The organism is Caulobacter sp. B11 (genome assembly GCF_002737765.1).
In the GTDB taxonomy this organism is placed as follows: Bacteria; Pseudomonadota; Alphaproteobacteria; order Caulobacterales; family Caulobacteraceae; genus Caulobacter.
The window spans coordinates 1-17,749 of the sequence record NZ_PEGG01000005.1 but is presented as its reverse complement, the minus strand read 5'-3'; the positions used below and the strand labels follow the sequence as shown (position 1 = coordinate 17,749).

The following is a 17,749-nucleotide window of genomic DNA, read 5'->3' as shown; positions in this document are numbered from 1 at the left end:
TCGCGCCGACGCTGGCCAGATCCGGGGCGTCGGAGCCCATGACATCCTCGATCACCCATTGGGTGAAAGCCTCGCGCTGGATCGGCCAGGCGTCGCGCAGGCCGGTCGCGGCCTCGACCCGGGTCCGCAGCGCGTCGTCCGTGGCCGGGGTGATGCTGTCGACCATGGTGCGCGGAAAGCGGCCTTCGGCCTCGATCCAGGCCGCCAGGTCGGGATCGAACGTCCGGGCGAAGGCGACTGTCGCGGCCTTGAGCCGCCAGCCGTTGTCGGCGAGGTTGTCGCAGGCGGCCACGACATAGGGCGTCAGTCCCGCCAGCCTGCGCAGACGAAGGCCCTCGACCAGATAGCCGATCACACTGACCGGCTCGCGCGGATGGGCCAGATCGTGCGCGATGTCCGGATGGGCCAGGTCGAGCTGACCATCTCCCGTCAGGCAGTAGCCCTTTTCGGTGACGGTCAGGGTGACCAGGCGGGTCATGGGGGCCGAGAGGCGCGCGAACACGGCCGGCGGATCTTCCGGGGCGACCAGCACCTCGAGGATCGAACCGATCACCCGGAAGCTGGTCTCGTGATCCAGCTGGGCCAGGACATAGAGGCCGTCCTGCGGGGCCAGGGCGTCGCGGACACCCGGACTCTTGAGCGAAACGGCGCAAATCCCCCAGCGCGGATCGGTTTCGAGCAGGCTGTCGACATAGGCCGCCTGATGCGCCCGGTGAAAGGCTCCCGGACCGAAGTGAACGATGCCGACCTGAACCTTTTCAGGGTCATAGCCGGGTTGGGCCACGCCCGGCAGGACGGCGGGATAGCTGGCGGCGTTCAGGCGCAGCGGGCCAGAGAGGGGTGTCGAGTTCACAGGGTCACGCCTTGCTTCCAGATGGCGATCTCGCGTTCGCCGTTGATCTCGGCCTTGGTCGGCTTTCCCGAGGCGGTTTCGATGACCAGGGCCATCAGGGCGTCGGCGGCGACGTCCATCGGCTGGCCGTCCAGCACCACGCCCGCGTCGAAGTCGATCCAGCCGGGCTTGCGGCCCGCCAGGCCGGTATTGGAGGCGATCTTCAGGGTCGGGGCAGGGAAGCCCAGCGGCGTGCCACGGCCAGTGGTGAACAGAATCACCGTGGCGCCGGCGGCGGTGAGGGCGGTCGACGAGACCGCGTCATTGCCGGGCGCCTCGAGCAGGGTCAGGCCGTGGCGGCCGACCCGTTCGCCATAGCGCAGCACTTCCACGAGCGGACTGCGTCCGCCCTTCTGCACCGCGCCCAGCGACTTTTCCTCGAGGGTGGTGATGCCGCCGGCGACGTTGCCGGGCGAGGGGTTCTCATAGATCGGCTGATGGTTGTCGATGAAGTAGCGCTTGAAGTCGTCGATCACCGCGACAGCGCTGTCGAAGACGGCCTGGCTGGCGGCGCGGGCCAGCAGAACCTTTTCGGCGCCGAAAATCTCGGGGATCTCGGTCAGAACCGGGGTGCCGCCGGCGTCGGCCAGCTTGTCGGCGATGCGGCCCACCAACGGATTGGCCGTCACGCCGGAAAATCCGTCCGACCCGCCGCACTTGAGACCGACGACCAGCTCCGACACCGGCGTGGCCACACGCTGATCGCGCTCGGCGATCTCGATTAGAGCCTCGATCGCGGCCATCCCGTCCTCGAACTCATCCTCCACCATCTGGGTGGTGAAAGACCGCAGGCGTTCGGCGTCGAGGTCGGGGGCCGACTCGAGCAGGGCCTTGAGCTGGTTGTTCTCGCAGCCCCCAGGATCAGCACCCCGCCGGCATTGGGATGGGCGGCCAGGCCCGCGATCAGCTTGCGGGTGTGACTCAGATCGTCGCCCAACTGCGAACAGCCGAACGGGTGAGGGAAGGCATGGACCCCGTTGACCCGTCCCGCGAACCTGACATTGGCCTTTTCGGCGATACGCCGGGCGGTGTTGGCCACGCAGCCCACGGTGCACAGCACCCAGATCTCGTTGCGCGTGCCGACCCGACCGCTCTTGCGCCGGTAGCCCATGAAGGTCGCGGTCTCGGCGACGGCCGCGCTTGCTTCCAGACACGGGGCGTAGCTGAAGTCCTCAACCCCGGAGAGCCGGGTTTCGACGTTGTGGACGTGGACATGGTCGCCCACGGCGATCGCGGTGGTCGCCCGTCCGATTGGCCAGCCGTACTTCAGGACGTCGCCGCCCGGCGCGATATCGGCGATCGCGATCTTGTGGCCCTTGGGGATTTCGGCGCGGACAATGACCGATTTGCCGTGGGTAGAGACCGCCTCGCCGGGGCGCAGGTCGCGCAGCGCCGTGGCGACCTGGTCGCGCGGATCCACCGCGTGAATTGATTCGGCCGATGCTTGCTGTGTCGGGCTCATGCAGACCTTGGGGTGTGGCGGATAAGGGGTGCGGCTCGCGGGCGTAAGGATCTGGAAACCGGTGTCATTACACATCAAGCCATGGGTAATCTACTTAGGTGGCGACAAGCCATTCGTAGAGTATGACAATTCACGCGATATTCGTCGCATGGAAACGCCGTGAACACGCCCAAGTCGCCACTGTCCTCGGTCGTCGCCATCGACGATTCCGCCACCGAAGGCGGCCGCAAGCGCGCCACGATCAACGATATCGCCCGTCTGGCCGGCGTGTCGAAGAAGACCGTTTCGCGGGTGATCAACCAGTCTCCCTTCGTGCGTGACGAGACGCGAGAACGGATCGAGGCGGTGATCGCCGAGTGGGGTTATGCGCCCGACCCGCAGGCCCGAGGCCTAGCCTTTCGTCGGTCGTTCCTGATTGGCATGATCTACGACAACCCCAACCCGCAATATGTCGTCAACATGCAGTTGGGCCTGCTGGACGGCATGCGGGGATCGGGGTTTGAACTGGTCGTGCATCCCTGCAATCGCGCCAGCCCGACCTTCCTTCAGGACGTGCGCACCTTCGTCGAGCGGCAGGAAGCTGTTTGGCGTGGTGCTGCCGCCTCGGTTTCGGAAGATGAGCGGGTCGCCAAGCTGCTGCGCGAGATCGGCTGCGGCTATATCCGCATCGCCTCGGTCGACCTGGACAAGCCCGAACACATGATCGTCGGCCATGACCGGCTGGGCGGCTCGCAGGCCGCGCGCCACATCATGGACCTGGGCCACAAGCACATCGCCTTCATTTCGGGCCCCGACAGCTTCCGCTCGTCGCATGAGCGGCGAGGGGGGTTCGAGGACGCCCCTGGCCGCCGATGGCCGCAGCCTGCAGCCGGACTATGTGGTCCAAGGTGCCTACACCTTTGAGTCCGGGGTGGCCTGCGGCGACGTCTTGCTCAGCCGTACGCCGCGGCCGACGGCGATCTTTGCCGCAATGACGAAATGGCTGCCGGAGTGCTGCAGTCGGCCCGCAAGGCGGACTGCAAGTCCCGCGCGACCTGACGGTGGTCGGTTTCGACGACTTTCAGATCGCCCAGGCTGTCTGGCCGCCCCTGACCACGGTGCATACGCCGACCCGTTGAGATCGGCCGAATGGCCGCCGAGAAGCTGATCGGGGTGGAACGTCGCGGAAGCTCCAGACCCGGCCCGCACCGAGCCCTACCTGGTGGTTCGCGAATCCTCCGGACCCGCGCCGACTGCCTGAAGTCGGCCAGACGCCGCCCCGTTGCGCTTGCATCCGTCGATGACACCGGTTACCAGACGGGTCGGTACAGCGGCCGGATCTGAAGCCGTCAGCGAGATGAGGGAGCAGGAACGCGCCATGGCCAGGCCCCTGGTTTTTCACGACGATCGACTGTTTCCGGCTGACGCGCGTACGCGGTCGATCGCCCGGGAACTCTATGGCGCGGTCAAGTCGCTGCCGATCATCAGCCCGCATGGCCACACCGATCCGAGCTGGTTCGCGACCAATGATCCGTTCTCGGACGCCACTGACCTGCTGCTGGCGCCCGACCACTATCTGTACCGCATGCTCTACAGCCAGGGAATCGACCTGGACCTGCTGAAGGTGCGCTCCAAGGCCGGCGTTCCCGGCACCGACGCCCGCGAGGCTTGGCGGCTGCTGGCCAGCCACTTCCACCTGTTTCGCGGCACGCCGTCGTGGATCTGGCTCAACCACGTCTTCTCGCAAGTGTTCGGCTTCGAACTGGCTCTCGAGGCCGACACTTCGGACCTGTATTTCGACACCATCAACGCGGCCCTGGCCACGGACGCCTTTCGGCCCCGGGCCCTGTTCGATCGCTTCAATATCGAGACCCTGGCCACGACCGAGGGGCCGCATGAGAGTCTCGAGCATCACCACGCCATTCGCGAAAGCGGCTGGGGCGGCCATGTGATCACCGCCTATCGGCCCGATGCGGTCATTGACTTCGAGGATGAGCGTTCGAGCCGCGCCTTCGAGCGGTTCGCCAAGGCTTCGGGTCAGGACGTCTATAGCTGGCAGGGCTATCTGGAGGCCCACCGGATCCGCCGCGCGGCCTTCGCCGACGCCGGCGCCACCTCGACCGACCACGGCCACCCGACCGCCGCCACCGCCGACCTGTCGTCGGCCGAGACCGAGGCCCTGTTCCTGAGCCTGGTGAAGGGCGATGTCACCCCGGCCAAGGCCGAGCTGTTCCGTGCCCAGATGCTGACCGAAATGGCCCGCATGAGCCTGGACGACGGTCTGGTGATGCAGATCCATCCCGGTTCTCACCGCAATCACAACGCCCACCTGCTGGCTAGCCATGGCCGCGACAAGGGCGCCGACATCCCGATGCGCACCGAATATGTCGAGGCGCTGAAGCCGCTGCTGGGCAAGTTCGGCTCGGATCCGCGTCTGTCGATCATCCTGTTCACCCTGGACGAGACGACCTACAGCCGCGAACTGGCCCCGCTGGCGGGACACTATCCCGCGCTGAAACTCGGACCGTCCTGGTGGTTCCATGACAGCCCCGAGGGCATGATGCGGTTCCGTGAGCAGGTCACCGAGACGGCCGGCTTCTACAACACCGTCGGCTTCAACGACGACACCCGCGCCTTCCTGTCGATCCCGGCTCGCCACGACGTGGCCCGCCGTGTGGATTCCGCCTTCCTGGCCCGCCTGGTCGCCGAGCACCGCATGGACGACTGGGAAGCCGCCGAACTGATCGTCGACCTGGCCTACAACCTGCCCAAGAAAGCCTACAAGCTCGACCAACCGCGCCCGGCCATCGCCGCGGTCGCCGCCCAATAACCAGACCTCCGCCGGAGCCTTTCGATGTTCGCCAAGACCTATCACGCCACCCACCCCGACATGATGTACGCGGTGACCAATGACGACCTGCGCGACCGCTATCTGATGCAGGGCCTGTTCGCGGCCGACGAGATCGTGCTGCAGTACAACCACGCCGAACGCTTCGTGATCGGCGGCGCCGCGCCGGTGTCCAAGGGCGTCAAGCTGCCCGACCAGAGCGAGCCCGCCTCGGCCGCCGGCCATCCGTTCCTTGAACGTCGCGAACTGGGCGCGATCAATGTCGGCGGCGGCAAGGGCCGGGTCACGGTCGACGGCGTCGCCTACGACATCGAACCGCGCGACGGCATCTATGTGACCATGGGCGCCAAGGACGTGGTGTTCGAAAGCGTCGAAGCCGCCGATCCCGCGCGCTTCTACATCACCAGCCTGCCGGCCCACGCCGCCTTCGAGACCAAGAAGCTGGAATTCGCCAACGCCGTCCCGCTGGAGCGCGGCGCGCTGGAGACCTCCAACGAGCGCACCATCTACCAGTACATCGTGCCGACCACCTGCAAGTCGGCCCAGTTGCTGCTGGGCATGACCGTCCTGAAGCCGGGCAGCGTCTGGAACACCATGCCGCCCCACCTGCATGACCGTCGCTCGGAAGCCTATTTCTACTTCGGTCTGGGCGAGAACGACCGGGTCTTCCACTATATGGGCGAGCCGGACGAGATGCGTCACATCGTGATCGCCAACGAGGAAGCCGTGATGAGCCCGCCGTGGTCGATCCACATGGGCTCGGGCACCTCGAACTACACGTTCATCTGGGCGATGGGCGGCGAGAACCTCGACTATACCGACATGAACGTGCTGGACATCTGCCAGCTGAAGTAGGGCGTCCGCCTGCTTTTTCGTCATCCCGGATCGGTCGCGACGATCATCCGGGATGACGTTCTTCTTCTGCGATCCAAGGAAATCGACATGGCCAATCCGTTTAGCCTCGAAGGCAAGGTCGCCCTCGTCACCGGCGCCAATACCGGCCTGGGGCAGGCCATCGCCGTGGCTCTGGCTGAAGCAGGCGCCGAGATCGCCGCCGCCGGCCGCAGCGAGCCCACCGAGACCAAGGCCGCCGTCGAGGCGACGGGTCGCAGGTTCCTGTCGATCAAGGCCGACTTCGGCTCGATCGAGCCGGTTCAGCGCGTGATCGACGAGACCGTCGCGACGTTCGGCAAGGTCGACATTCTGGTCAACAACGCCGGCATCATCCGCCGCGCCGATTCCATCGACTTCAGAGAAGCCGACTGGGACGCGGTGATGGACACCAATCTGAAGGTGGTCTTCTTCCTGACCCAGGCCTTCGCCCGTCAGACCTTGAAACAGGGCCCCGTCGACGGCGTCGCTGGCAAGGTCATCAATATCGCCAGCCTGCTGTCGTTCCAGGGCGGTATTCGCGTGCCGTCCTACACCGCCTCGAAAAGCGGCCTGGCCGGCCTGACCAAGATCCTCGCCAACGAGTGGGCGACCAAGGGCATCAACGTCAACGCCATCGCGCCGGGCTATTTCGACACCAATAACACCGAGGCCCTGCGCGCCGACGCCGACCGCAACGCCTCGATCCTGGCCCGAATTCCGGCCGCTCGCTGGGGCAAGCCGAGCGACCTGGGCGGGGCGGCCGTGTTTCTGGCCTCGCCGGCGGCCGACTATGTCCAGGGGATCACCTTGCCGTGGATGGCGGCTGGTTGGCCCGATAGCGGCAAAATTCTGCGCGGAACGGCATCAAAAAGCGCAGGTTTCGCGCCATGCGCCTTTGCACGACGCCTGAACCACGCTAAGGGCGCCGCTAGGTCAGCCTGGGTCGGGGCGGGCTCAAGAGTCCTGACGGTCGATAAGTCGTCTCGCGGCGTTCGCGGGCGGAAGCGGAGTGTCCATGCCCAATTCGGTCCTGTCCCTTGGCGCTGATCGCCCGACCAGCCGCCATGTCCGCCAGAACGCCGCGCTGCTGAGCGCGCTGCTGACCGAAGCCATCGCCTTCCTGGAAGGCCAGGAAGCGGCCGACCTGGTGGCCAGCATCCGGCGGGCCGCTTCGGACGAGACCGCCGACGGCGAGTCCGTGGGTCTGGACGCCTTGTTCTCGGGCCTTAGCAATGGTCAGGCGATGTTTCTGGCCCGCGCCTTCGCCAGCCATTCGATGCTGGCCAATATCGGCGAGGACGTGGCCGGTCGCCGCCGCCACGCCGAGGCCGACGCCTTGCCGGGCGATGACCGACCCCGCACCCTGGTCGACGCCGTCAAGCGCCTGAGAGCGGCCGGCAAGTCCGAGGATGACCTGGCCCGCACCCTGGCGGCCATGAATGTCGTTCCGGTCCTCACGGCCCACCCCACCGAGGTGCGTCGTCGCAGCATGGTCGATCGCGAGACCGAGATCTCGCGCCTGATGTCGATGCGCACCCACCGCCTGCCCGCCGATATGGACGCCGAGAACCGTGAGGACCTGTTCCGCGAGATCGCCCTGATGTGGCGAACCCGGCTGTATCGTCCGAGCGCATCACGGTGAAGGATGAGATACGCAACGCCCTGTCTATTGTTCGCACCTCGATCCTGCCGGCCATCACCGACCTGTACGAGACCTGGACCCGCCAGATCGGCGATCACGGCCGCCTGGCGCCCCTGCTTAAGATGGGCTCGTGGCTCGGCGGCGATCGCGACGGCCACCCGGGGGTCAATGGCGACACGCTGAAGCTGGCCCTGTCGTCCCAGGCCCGCGTCATCCTCGACTGGTACGCCGAGGAGGTTCGCAAGCTGTGGTCGAACCTGGCGATCTCGACCGCCTATGCTCCGGTGTCGCGAGACTTGCTGGACCTGGCGGCCCAGACCCGAGACCCGTCGATCCACCGCCTGGACGAGCCCTATCGTCTGGCCCTGGAGTTGATCTTCGACCGCCTGACCGCCGTGTCGCAGAAGCTGACCGGCACGCCCGTCGCCTTCGCCACGGGGGCGACCGACGTCGAGCCCTACGCCCACCCGGACGCCTTCGTTGCCGACTTGTCGGTGATCATCGCGTCGCTGGAGGCCAACGGCGGTGAACGCCTCGTCGGCGCGCCCTTGCGCACCCTGGTCGAGGTGGCTCGCGCCTGCGGCTTCCACCTGATGTCGCTGGACCTGCGCCAGAACGCCGACGTTCACGAACGCACCCTGGACGAGCTCTACAGCCGGGCGGGGTCCGGCGTGGCGTATCTGAAGCTTGACGAGGCGGCGCGCTGCCGCCTGTTGATCGAGGAATTGTCGCACCAACGGCCGCTGGTCTCGCCCTTCACGGCCTATGGCGAGGAGACGACCCGCGAACTGGCGACCATGGAGGCCGCCGCCCAGGCGGTGCGCGACTACGGTCATGGATGCCTTGGCGCCTATGTGATCTCCAAGTCGGCGACCCTGTCGGACATTCTGGAGCCGCTTGTGCTGCTCAAGCAGGTGGGCCTGGTCTGGGGCGGGGCCGCGCCGCGCGCCTCGGTAAAGATCAGTCCGCTGTTCGAGACCATCGAGGATCTCGACAATGGTCCTGCCGTGCTGCGCCAGTGGCTGGAGCTGCCGATCTCGCGCACCATCCTGGGCGACCGGCCGGTGCAGGAGATCATGCTCGGCTATTCCGACAGCAACAAGGACGGCGGCTATGTCGCCTCACGGCGCGGCGTCGCCCGGGGAGCCTCGGCCCTGGCTTTCGAGGCCGACCGGATGGGCGTGGGCCTGCAGCTGTTCCATGGCCGCGGCGGCAGCGTTGGACGGGGTGGGGGCCCCGCCGCCGAGGCGGTGATGGCCCAGCCGGGCGGCACCGTCCAGGGGCGCATCCGCATGACCGAGCAGGGCGAGATGATCGCCCGCCGGTTCGGCGACCAACCGACCGCCCGCCGCAATCTCGACGGTCTGGCCGCCGCCGTGCTGATGGCCAGCGAGCGCGCGGTCAGCCGGCCCGACCCCAAGGTCGAGGCGGCGATGACCGCCTTGGCCCAGGCCTCGTTCGAGGGCTACCGGGCGTTGGTCTATGACGATCCGGCCTTCGAGGACTTCTTCTGGTCGGCGACGCCGATCGGCGAGATCGTCGGCCTCAACATCGGCAGCCGCCCGGCCTCGCGCACCGCCAGCCGCCGGATCGAGGACCTTCGCGCCATTCCCTGGGTGTTCTCCTGGTCGCAGTCGCGGTTCATGTTGCCCGGCTGGTACGGCTTCGCCTCGGGTGTCGAGCGGGCAGGGCTGTCGGTCCAGCAGCTCCAGGACCTGGCCGGGGGTTTCGACTTCTTCGCCTCCCTTCTGTCGAACATGGAGCTGGCTTTGGCCCAGAGCCATATGGGCATCGCTGGGCGCTACGTGGCCCTGGGTCCGGACCAGGCGGCATCGCAGCGGATCTTCGCCGCCATCCAGCGCGAGCACGAGGCCGCCGCCCGGCTGGCCTTGGAGATCCGCAACGGCGCGAGTCTGCTGGACAATCAGCCGTCCCTGGCCGAGTCCGTCGCCCTGGCCGGCCTGTCGGTGGATCCGCTGAACCACCTGCAGCTGGAACTGCTGGCTCGGCGCCGGGCGGGCGATGAGGACGAGCAGGTTCGACTGGCCATTCAACTGACCGTGGCGGGCATTGCGGCCGGCCTGCGCAACACCGGCTGACGTGATTTGGCCCGGGCCTTGGTCTGGTCGGTTCGAAATATCGGGAACGCCGTTCGCCCAAACCGATATTCGCCGGTAGTTTCCGTGGTTTAGGATGACCGCTATTCTGTCGCGGGGCTCTTGCACGACGCTGATTTTTCTGGTTAGTTCCTCAATGACACCGGTAGCAATTTGAAGCCTTGGTTTCATTGACACCGGTATCATCACGTTTCGGAACGACGGTGTCGGCCCGTGGCGTTCGCGGCTCTTTTGAGTTCGCTCCTGCGCAAACTTTTGGGCGTCGGGCCTCGGCTCGACGCCCTTCATTTTCCCTCCCAAGAAGAGGGTCGTGGCGGGGCCGTGATAGGGACTGGAAACGAAGGCCGTATCGCAATGGCGGATCAAAGTGACGCTGGGTGAGCCTGGACCTGTGGCGCGCGTGCGCGACGCGGTCTAAGGGAACGACCGACGCCGTTGCGGCGAAAACGACCCCGCGCGGGCCGCACCAGAGCGGTTTGCGCAAGAACGTTGCTTTTGGGAGGACTATGGAATGGTGAAAGATCGTATGGCGGTGCTGACCGCTATGATGGACCAGGGCGTGATCCCGGTTTTCTATCACCCTGACGCCGAGGTCTGTAAGAAGGTCATCCAGGCCTGCGCCGACGGCGGCGCGCCCTGTATCGAGTTCACCAACCGCGGCGACTTCGCCAGCCACGTCTTCTACGAGGTCGCCCGCCACTTCGCCTCGGCCGATCCGCGGGTGATCATGGGCGTCGGTTCGATCGTCGACGCGCCCACCGCCGGCATCTACATCGCCAACGGCGCCAAGTTCGTGGTCGGCCCGATCCTCAACGCCGACGTGGCCAAGGTCTGTAACCGCCGCAAGATTCCCTATTCGCCCGGCTGCGGCTCGGCCTCGGAAATCTCCTATGCCGAGGAACTGGGCTGCGAGATCGTCAAGGTGTTCCCCGGTTCGTCGGTCGGCGGCCCCGATTTCGTCAAGGCGGTCCTGGGCCCGATGCCCTGGACCCGCATCATGCCGACCGGCGGCGTCGATCCGGACGAAGCCTCGATCAAGACCTGGTTCGGCGCGGGCATCGTCGCCGCCGGCATGGGCTCCAAGCTGATCACCCAGGCCATGCTCGACGCCGGCGACTATGCCGGCATCACCGCCAAGGTCCGCGAGACGGTGGATCTGATCAAGAAGGTTCGTGGGAAGGCCTAAATGACTGACAACATCCTCAACATCCGCCCGGCTTCGGAAACGAAGTGGGATTGCGCGTCCTTCGGTGAAGTGATGCTGCGCTTCGACCCCGGTTTTGGCCGGGTTCGTAACGCCCGCCAGTTCAACGTCTGGGAAGGCGGCGGCGAATACAACGTCGCCCGCGCTTTCAAGAAGTGCTGGGGCAAGCGCTCGACCGCCGTCACCGCCCTGCCGGTGAACGATCTGGGCTGGCTGGTCGAGGATCTGATGATGCAGGGCGGGGTCGACACCAGCCACGTGATCTGGCGCGAGTTCGACGGCCTGGGCCGCAACACCCGGGTCGGCCTGAACTTCACCGAGAAGGGCTTCGGCGTTCGTCCGGCCCTGGGCTGCAGCGACCGGGGCCACTCGGCCGCCTCGCAGATCCGCCCCGGCGAAGTGAACTGGGAGAAGCTGTTTGGCGAGGAAGGCGTACGCTGGTTCCACACCGGCGGCATCTTCGCGGCCCTGTCGAGCAACACCGCCGAGGCGGTGATCGAAGCGGTCGAAGTGGCCCGCAAGTACGGCACCATCATCTCCTATGACCTCAACTACCGCGCCTCGCTGTGGAAGTCGCAGGGCGGCAAGCCGGGAGCCCAGAAGGTCAACCGCCACATCGCCCAGTATGTCGACGTGATGATCGGCAATGAGGAAGACTTCACCGCCTGTCTGGGCTTCGAGGTCGAGGGTCTGGACGAGCACATCAGCGCCATCGATCCGGCCAACTTCAAGAAGATGATCCAGACGGCGGTCAAGGAGTTCCCCAACTTCAAGGTCGCCGCCACCACCCTGCGCAACGCCAAGACGGCTTCCGTCAACGACTGGTCGGCGATCCTCTATGCCGGCGGTGAATTCTACGCCTCGATGATGCGCGAGAACCTCGAGATCTATGACCGGGTCGGCGGCGGCGACGGCTTCGCCTCGGGCCTGATCTACGGCTTCATGGAAGGCAAGGGTCCCCAGGCCGCCGTCGAATACGGCGCGGCCCACGGCGCCCTGGCCATGACCACCCCCGGCGACACCTCGATGGTGCGCAAGGAAGAGGTCGAGGCGGTGATGAAGGGCAAGGGCGCGCGGGTCATCCGCTAGCGCGTGGTGATGTTGCACTGACGCGCCTCTGCCTCGTCCGCCTCCCGTCCGACCGCGAAACCACGATCAGCCCCCGGTTCAACCGCCGGGGGCTTTTTCGTGGGCCGGCGGGGTAGGGCCTTTCGGATTTCATTGTTCGGTGACCATCTTCGCCAACCGTTTCTAGACGGGTGGCGGCCTAGCTTGACGCCATGTCGAACGCGGAAACCTTTCACAAACAGCCGGTCGAACGCCGGACCGACAGTCGGCGCGCCTGCCTGCTGCGCGGCGATCTGATCACGTCCGGCGGCCGGGGATCGCCTGTCGCCGTCATGGACCTGACGGCCGACGGCGCGCGGGTGGCGATGCAGCGTCCAATGCTGCTGCCCACCCGCCTGACCCTGCGCCTGAGCCTGTCCGAGGGCAGCGTGCTCTATGACGCCGAACTGCTGTGGCGCAGCGGTCTCAATGCCGGCCTGGCCCTGTCGGGGCGTCGCGAGGACCTGGGTCCAGGCCACTAGGCCGTGGCGGGTGGCGTCGCGCGATCTCCGCCCGGGTGCCTATAGTCCAAACAGGCGCGCGGGCTCTTTGACTTTCCGTGGGGCTTTCCCAGGAAATCCCTTGTTCGGCCCCATGGCGCGGTCCGCCGCGTATTGACTCATGTTTATTTAAGGTTGAGCTTGGCGGTCTGTAGTCGTGGTGCGATCGGAGTGTTTGGCGTGGGCAACTGGAAGAAATCTAAAGCGGTGATGGTCGCTCTTGGGCTATTGGCCGCCTCCAGCGCCCAGGCCGAAGATGCCAAGGGCGAGGCGAAGCTGGCCAAGGTCCTCGAAGGCTACACCATCCGCGCCGGGATACCCTGTATCGAGGTGCGGAAGATCATCACCGTCCAGATCATCAACGGGACGGCCATCGTCTACCGACTGCGGGGCAGTCCAACGCTCTATCTCAACCGGCCCACCGTGGGGGTGGAAAGCCTGAACTCGAACAACGCCCTCTCGGTGACCGATGCGGTTCAGCTATGCGAGGGCAACAACCTCGTGACCCAGGACAATGGCGGGCATGGCGCGGGCCCAGGCGCCAACGGCGGTGTCAGGCTCGGGGAGTTCGTGCCTTACGTGAAGGATTAGTCGGCTTTGATCGGGCCGATCTGGCGGGCGTCAATCCCTCCAGATCGTCCCGGCCGGTCTTGTCGGACCGACCGTCGTCCGGCTTCAGCAAAGCTGGAGCCGGCGTCGACATGAAGCTCACACCGCCACCTCGCGCCCTTCCGCCGCGCTGCGTTGGGCGGCGTCGATGACCGCCATGACCATCAGGGCCTGGTCGATCGGCACCGGGCTGGGCGCGCCGGTCAGGATCATGTCGCGGACCCCGGCATAGAAGGCGCGGTAGTCGGCGGGCAGGGGCTGGACGGCGGTGCTGACCGGCTCGTCGTCCTCCAGCTGGATCAGCACGCCGGGGGGGGATCCTCGCCATAGCTGCGGGCGCCGGGCCTGAGGCCGGCCTTGAGCTGGCGCTCCTGGACGTCGAGACCGCTCTTGATGAAGCTGCCGCCGGTGCCGTGCACGGCCAGGCGCAGATTGGTCGCCTGGGTCATCTGGCTGGCGTGCAGGATCACCCGCAGGCGGGGATAGCGCAGCAGCAGGTGGAAATAGTCGCCGACCGCCCCGCCGTCCTTCTGGACGGCGATGTCGGCATAGACCGCCTGGGGCGGGCCAAACAGCACCAGGGCCTGGTCGATCAGGTGCGGCCCCAGGTCGAGCAGGGCGCCGGCCCCGGGCTGTTCGCGCCAGCGATCGCGGACCCGGGGGCGGAAGCGGTCGAAATGGCTCTCATACTGGATGACCTCGCCCAGATGGCCGCGGTCGATCAGGGCCTGCAGGGTGAGGAAATCGCTGTCCCAGCGGCGGTTGTGGAACACGCTGACGCTGCGGCCGACCCGGGCGGCGTGGTCGGCGACGGCTTGGGCCTCGTCCAGGGTCAGGGTGAAGGGCTTGTCGACCACCACGTGCTTGCCGGCCTCCAGGGCCGCATGGGCCTGGGGCGCGTGCAGGGCGTCGGGGGTGGCGATCACCACCAGGTCGATGGCCGGATCGGCCAGGGCGGCGGCGAGGTCGCTGACCCGCGCCTCGGGATGGTCCGCGGCGACCCTGGCCGGATCGCTGGAGACCACGGTGTGCAGGGCCAGGCCCGGGGTGGCGGCGATCAGCGGCGCATGGAAGGTCTTGCCGGCGTAGCCGTAGCCGATGAGCGCGATGTTGAGGGGGGAGGACATGAGCGCCTTATAGCCTCTCCCGGAGGGAGAGGGTGAGGGCCTAAACCCTCACCCTCCCAGGCCTAGACCTTCACCGGCTCCATCTTCGGGGTCAGGAGATGGATGACCAGCAGGGCGACCAGATAGGCGCTGCCGGCGACGATGAAGATCGGGGTGTAGGTGCCGATCTGCTCCAGGACCTTGCCGATATATTTCGAGAACACCATGCCGCCGATCGCGCCGAGCATGCCGCCGATGCCGACGACCGAGCCCACCGCGGCGCGGGGGAAGACGTCCGAGGGCAGGGTGTAGAGATTGGCCGAGAAGCCCTGGTGGGCCGCGGTGGCCACGCCGATGATCAGCACGGCCAGCCAGACATTGTTGGCCTGGGAGGCGAACATCACCGGCACGGCCAGCAGGGCGCAGATCAGCATGGTGGTCTTGCGGGCCCGGTTGATGCTCCAGCCCATCTTCATGAACTTGGACGACAGCCAGCCGCCGCCGATGCTGCCGACGTCGCTGAGCAGATAGATGGCGATCAGCGGCGGGCCGAAGGTCTTGAGGTCCAGGCCATAGCGCTTGCCCAGGAAGTCGGGCAGCCAGAACAGGAACATCCACCAGATCGGATCGATCAGGAACTTGCCCAGGCTATAGGCCCAGGTTTCCTTGTGGGTCAGCAGCTTCAGCCAGCTGATCTTCTCGACCGGGTCGGCCGGGTCCTGCTCGATATGGGCCAGTTCGGCGGCGCCGACCCGCTTCTGCTCGCGCGGACGGCGATAGACCAGCAGCCAGATCGGCAGCCAGATCAGGCCGGCCAGGCCGGTGACGATGAAGGCCATCTGCCAGCCGAAGGCCAGGACGATGCCCGGCACCACCAGCGGGGTGACGATGGCGCCGATATTGGTGCCGGCGTTGAACAGGCCGGTGGCGAAGGCGCGTTCCTTCTTGGGGAACCACTCGGCCACGGCCTTGATGCCGCCCGGAAAGCCGCCGGCCTCGCCGATGCCCAGGCCCATGCGGGCGATGATGAAGCCGTTGAGCCCGCGCGCCCCGGCATGGGCGATATGGGCGACCTGCCAGATCAGGAACGCGATGCCGAAGCCCCAGCGGGCCCCGATCTTGTCCATGATCTTGCCCCAGACGATATAGGCGGCGGCGTAGGACAGCTGGAAATAGAACACCAGGTCGGCATAGTCGCCTTCGCTCCAGCCGAATTCCTTCGACAGGTCGGACTTCAGCAGACCGATCGTCTGGCGATCCACATAGTTGATGACCATCGCCATGAAGAGCAGGCTGACGATCACCCAGCGGTAGCGCCCGATCTTCTCGGATGGCGCGGGGGCCGAATTCAGGTCCATCGACAGGTTTCCTCACCCTGGGTCGGCCGTTGGCGGCCGGCGTTGTTCTTGTTGACGGTTCTAGGTCTAGCCCGCCGAGACGGCGACGCAATCAATGGCCCCGAAGCGACCGAAGTCGACGTGGGCGGTCTGTCCGGCGGCGATGTCATGGATGCCGGTGCTGGCGCCCGTGGTGACGATCATGCCCGCCTTGAGCGGTCGACCGCGCCCGGCGACGTGGCCGAGCAGGAAGGCCAGGGCCGCCAGGGGCGAGCCGGGGATCGCCGCGGCGCCGCCGGTTCCCACCGACAGGCCGTCGATGAAGGTCTCGGCGGTCATCTCTTCCCAGGCCAGGTCGCGCCAGCCGTCGATGACCGCGCCGAGGATCTCGCCGTCATTGTTGCCGAAATCCGAGGCGACGATGGGCGGGCCCAGGACATTGATGGTGGCCAGCGGACTGCCGGCGATCTCGACCCCGATCATCAGGTCGCCCACATAGTCGGCGGCTTCGTCGGCGGTCCAGACGGTCTTGTCGGCCGGGGCGTCCCGACCCAGGCGGAAGACGAATTCGGCCTCAACGGCGCAGAAGCCGCCGGGAATGGCGCGGAACGGGGTGGGGTCAGGGGTCGCCTCCCAGACCTTGGACTTGAAGATGCAGCCGGCCAGGCGCTCGGCGCCCAGGCGATCACGATGCTGCGGCGGCACCAGGCCGACCTTCCAGCCGACCAGTTGATCGGGCCACAGGTCAATGGCGGCCTCCTGGCAGGCATAGCCCTCGGCCAGGCTCTGGGGCAGCACGCCGCCCGGATAGCCGGGAACGGCGACGCCGCGCTGGCGGGCCTCGACAAATTGCGAAGCGATGGAAGCCGGCGCGAAGATCTCGGTCTTCGCCTCTGAAACGGTCACGCCCCGGGTCCTCCCCATGTACGGATACTGTCCCGTTGGATCGGGCTTGGTTCGTCCATAATGGAAACCGGTGTCATTGACAATCTGTCACACGACACCGGTGGCGCCGGGCGTCTGACCTGCCTCGGGGACAGGCGCCTTAGGCGCGGCAGCCCGGCGGACAGACGCCGGTCGCGCTGGACAGGGCCGGGCAGCACATGTCCTGGGAACGTCCTTGCGCCAGCTTGAGCAGGCAGGCCTTGGAGAGCCCTTCGAAGACCATCTCGTCATCGCGCCACAGGGTCACCCGGGTGGCGCTGGCGTGGTCCTGCAGCAGGTTGAGCGCCTCGGCGGCGGCCGCGGCGTCATCGTCTTGGTCAATGGCGATGAACACCGGCGCGACGCCGGACGGCTTGAAGGGGAAAACGGTGTAGGTGACCATGAAAGCTCCCGCATCTTCGAAGGGGAGCGCCTGGTCAGCGCAGGTCTCTCAGTCGTCGACGCCTTCCGGAGCCTTGCCGACGATGGGCCGATTGTGCGCGCGTTCGAGGTGATTAACCATAGCTTTACTAGAGGCGTCTTTCTCCCGCCGGAGCCTGGGCGACGAGGCCGGTGGCGCGGGTTGAGCCGCTAGCTGAGAACAGGGACACACACTCTTTACTGACAAGCGGAAGTATCGACGACCAATAAGGGGTGTGTGTCCCTGTTTCGCGTCCGCGTTTCCGGGGAGGACGCCTGCCGCAAAGGCAGTCTGCCCACGACCTTGATCCTGCTCTAGTCTCCGGTCCATGACGCTCTGGCCATGGGACCAGGACGCGGGAGGAGAGCGGTTATGAGCATCGCCGGCGTAAATCACCTGGCCCTGGTCTGCCGCGACATGGCCGAGACAACCCGGTTCTACACCGAGGTCCTGGGCATGCCGCTGATCAAGACGGTGCAACTGCCGGACGGCGGCCAGCACTTCTTCTTCGACTGCGGCGGGGGCTCCAGCCTGGCCTTTTTCTGGTGGCCCGCCGGGCCGCCGGCCGCGCCGGGGATCGCGTCGGTGAAGTCGTTCCCGCTGGAGACCCGCACCGCGGTCGGGTCCATGAACCACATCGCCTTCTCGGTTCCCGAGGACGAGCTGGAAACCTGGCGACTGCGCCTGGTCGAGGCCGGGGTCGAGACCTTTCCGGTGGTGGTCAATCA

Annotated in this window: 12 protein-coding genes and 5 pseudogenes; 10 read left to right on the top strand and 7 right to left on the bottom strand. The window is 66.6% G+C overall.

Annotated features, from left to right (window positions below; genetic code table 11):
* Both CSW58_RS00500 and CSW58_RS00495 read right to left on the bottom strand, forming a co-directional pair.
* Positions 1-853 (bottom strand): annotated as a pseudogene (locus tag CSW58_RS00500) (mannitol dehydrogenase family protein); the annotation flags it as partial.
* Positions 850-2,354, bottom strand: a pseudogene (locus tag CSW58_RS00495) (UxaA family hydrolase). The pseudogenes CSW58_RS00495 and CSW58_RS00500, both read right to left, overlap by 4 nt.
* 180 nt (positions 2,355-2,534) lie before the next feature.
* Between CSW58_RS00495 and CSW58_RS00490 the strand changes: the two are divergent.
* From CSW58_RS00490 to CSW58_RS00450, 9 genes and pseudogenes are all read left to right on the top strand, one after another.
* Positions 2,535-3,594, top strand: a pseudogene (locus CSW58_RS00490) (LacI family DNA-binding transcriptional regulator).
* Between the two features lie 117 nt (positions 3,595-3,711).
* Positions 3,712-5,163, top strand: a complete 1,452-nt coding sequence (gene uxaC / locus CSW58_RS00485) for a glucuronate isomerase (protein ID WP_099445881.1) — start codon at positions 3,712-3,714, stop codon at positions 5,161-5,163.
* Between the two features lie 24 nt (positions 5,164-5,187).
* The gene (kduI, locus tag CSW58_RS00480) at positions 5,188-6,036 is read left to right on the top strand and encodes a 5-dehydro-4-deoxy-D-glucuronate isomerase (RefSeq protein ID WP_099445880.1); all 849 of its coding nucleotides are present in this window, start codon (positions 5,188-5,190) and stop codon (positions 6,034-6,036) included.
* Positions 6,037-6,123: 87 nt separating this feature from the next.
* Positions 6,124-6,893, top strand: a pseudogene (gene kduD, locus CSW58_RS00475) (2-dehydro-3-deoxy-D-gluconate 5-dehydrogenase KduD).
* Between the two features lie 176 nt (positions 6,894-7,069).
* Positions 7,070-9,795: pseudogene (gene ppc, locus CSW58_RS00470) on the top strand (phosphoenolpyruvate carboxylase).
* 529 nt (positions 9,796-10,324) lie between these two features.
* Positions 10,325-10,999, top strand: a complete 675-nt coding sequence (locus tag CSW58_RS00465) for a bifunctional 4-hydroxy-2-oxoglutarate aldolase/2-dehydro-3-deoxy-phosphogluconate aldolase (RefSeq protein ID WP_099445879.1) — start codon at positions 10,325-10,327, stop codon at positions 10,997-10,999.
* On the top strand, positions 11,000-12,106 hold the full coding sequence (locus CSW58_RS00460) for a sugar kinase (RefSeq protein ID WP_099445878.1): 1,107 nt from the start codon (positions 11,000-11,002) through the stop codon (positions 12,104-12,106). It begins immediately after the preceding gene.
* Between the two features lie 191 nt (positions 12,107-12,297).
* On the top strand, positions 12,298-12,606 hold the full coding sequence (locus CSW58_RS00455; protein ID WP_099445877.1) for a hypothetical protein: 309 nt from the start codon (positions 12,298-12,300) through the stop codon (positions 12,604-12,606).
* 198 nt (positions 12,607-12,804) lie between these two features.
* Positions 12,805-13,215 carry a hypothetical protein gene (locus CSW58_RS00450; RefSeq protein WP_143755029.1) on the top strand — a complete coding sequence of 137 codons (411 nt, stop codon included), beginning with the start codon at positions 12,805-12,807 and terminating at the stop codon, positions 13,213-13,215.
* Positions 13,216-13,332: 117 nt separating this feature from the next.
* Here CSW58_RS00450 and CSW58_RS14530 read toward each other — a convergent pair whose 3' ends face one another.
* The 5 genes from CSW58_RS14530 to CSW58_RS00430 form a co-directional block, all read right to left on the bottom strand.
* The gene (locus CSW58_RS14530; RefSeq protein ID WP_236627557.1) at positions 13,333-13,539 is read right to left on the bottom strand and encodes a Gfo/Idh/MocA family oxidoreductase; all 207 of its coding nucleotides are present in this window, start codon (positions 13,537-13,539) and stop codon (positions 13,333-13,335) included.
* Complete coding sequence (locus CSW58_RS00445) at positions 13,533-14,360, bottom strand: oxidoreductase (protein ID WP_236627556.1); 828 nt, start codon at positions 14,358-14,360, stop codon at positions 13,533-13,535. Before CSW58_RS00445 ends, CSW58_RS14530 begins: the two co-directional genes overlap by 7 nt.
* A 62-nt stretch (positions 14,361-14,422) precedes the next feature.
* On the bottom strand, positions 14,423-15,697 hold the full coding sequence (locus CSW58_RS00440; RefSeq protein WP_099445875.1) for an MFS transporter: 1,275 nt from the start codon (positions 15,695-15,697) through the stop codon (positions 14,423-14,425).
* A 66-nt stretch (positions 15,698-15,763) separates the two neighbouring features.
* Complete coding sequence (locus CSW58_RS00435; protein ID WP_099445874.1) at positions 15,764-16,582, bottom strand: 2-keto-4-pentenoate hydratase; 819 nt, start codon at positions 16,580-16,582, stop codon at positions 15,764-15,766.
* Positions 16,583-16,721: 139 nt separating this feature from the next.
* Positions 16,722-17,003: a hypothetical protein gene (locus CSW58_RS00430; protein WP_099445873.1), complete on the bottom strand. Its 282-nt coding sequence runs from the start codon at positions 17,001-17,003 to the stop codon at positions 16,722-16,724.
* A gap of 390 nt (positions 17,004-17,393) precedes the next feature.
* Here CSW58_RS00430 and CSW58_RS00425 point away from each other — a divergent pair.
* Positions 17,394-17,749 (top strand): VOC family protein (locus CSW58_RS00425; RefSeq protein WP_099445872.1); only part of this gene is annotated, 356 nt, incomplete at its 3' end.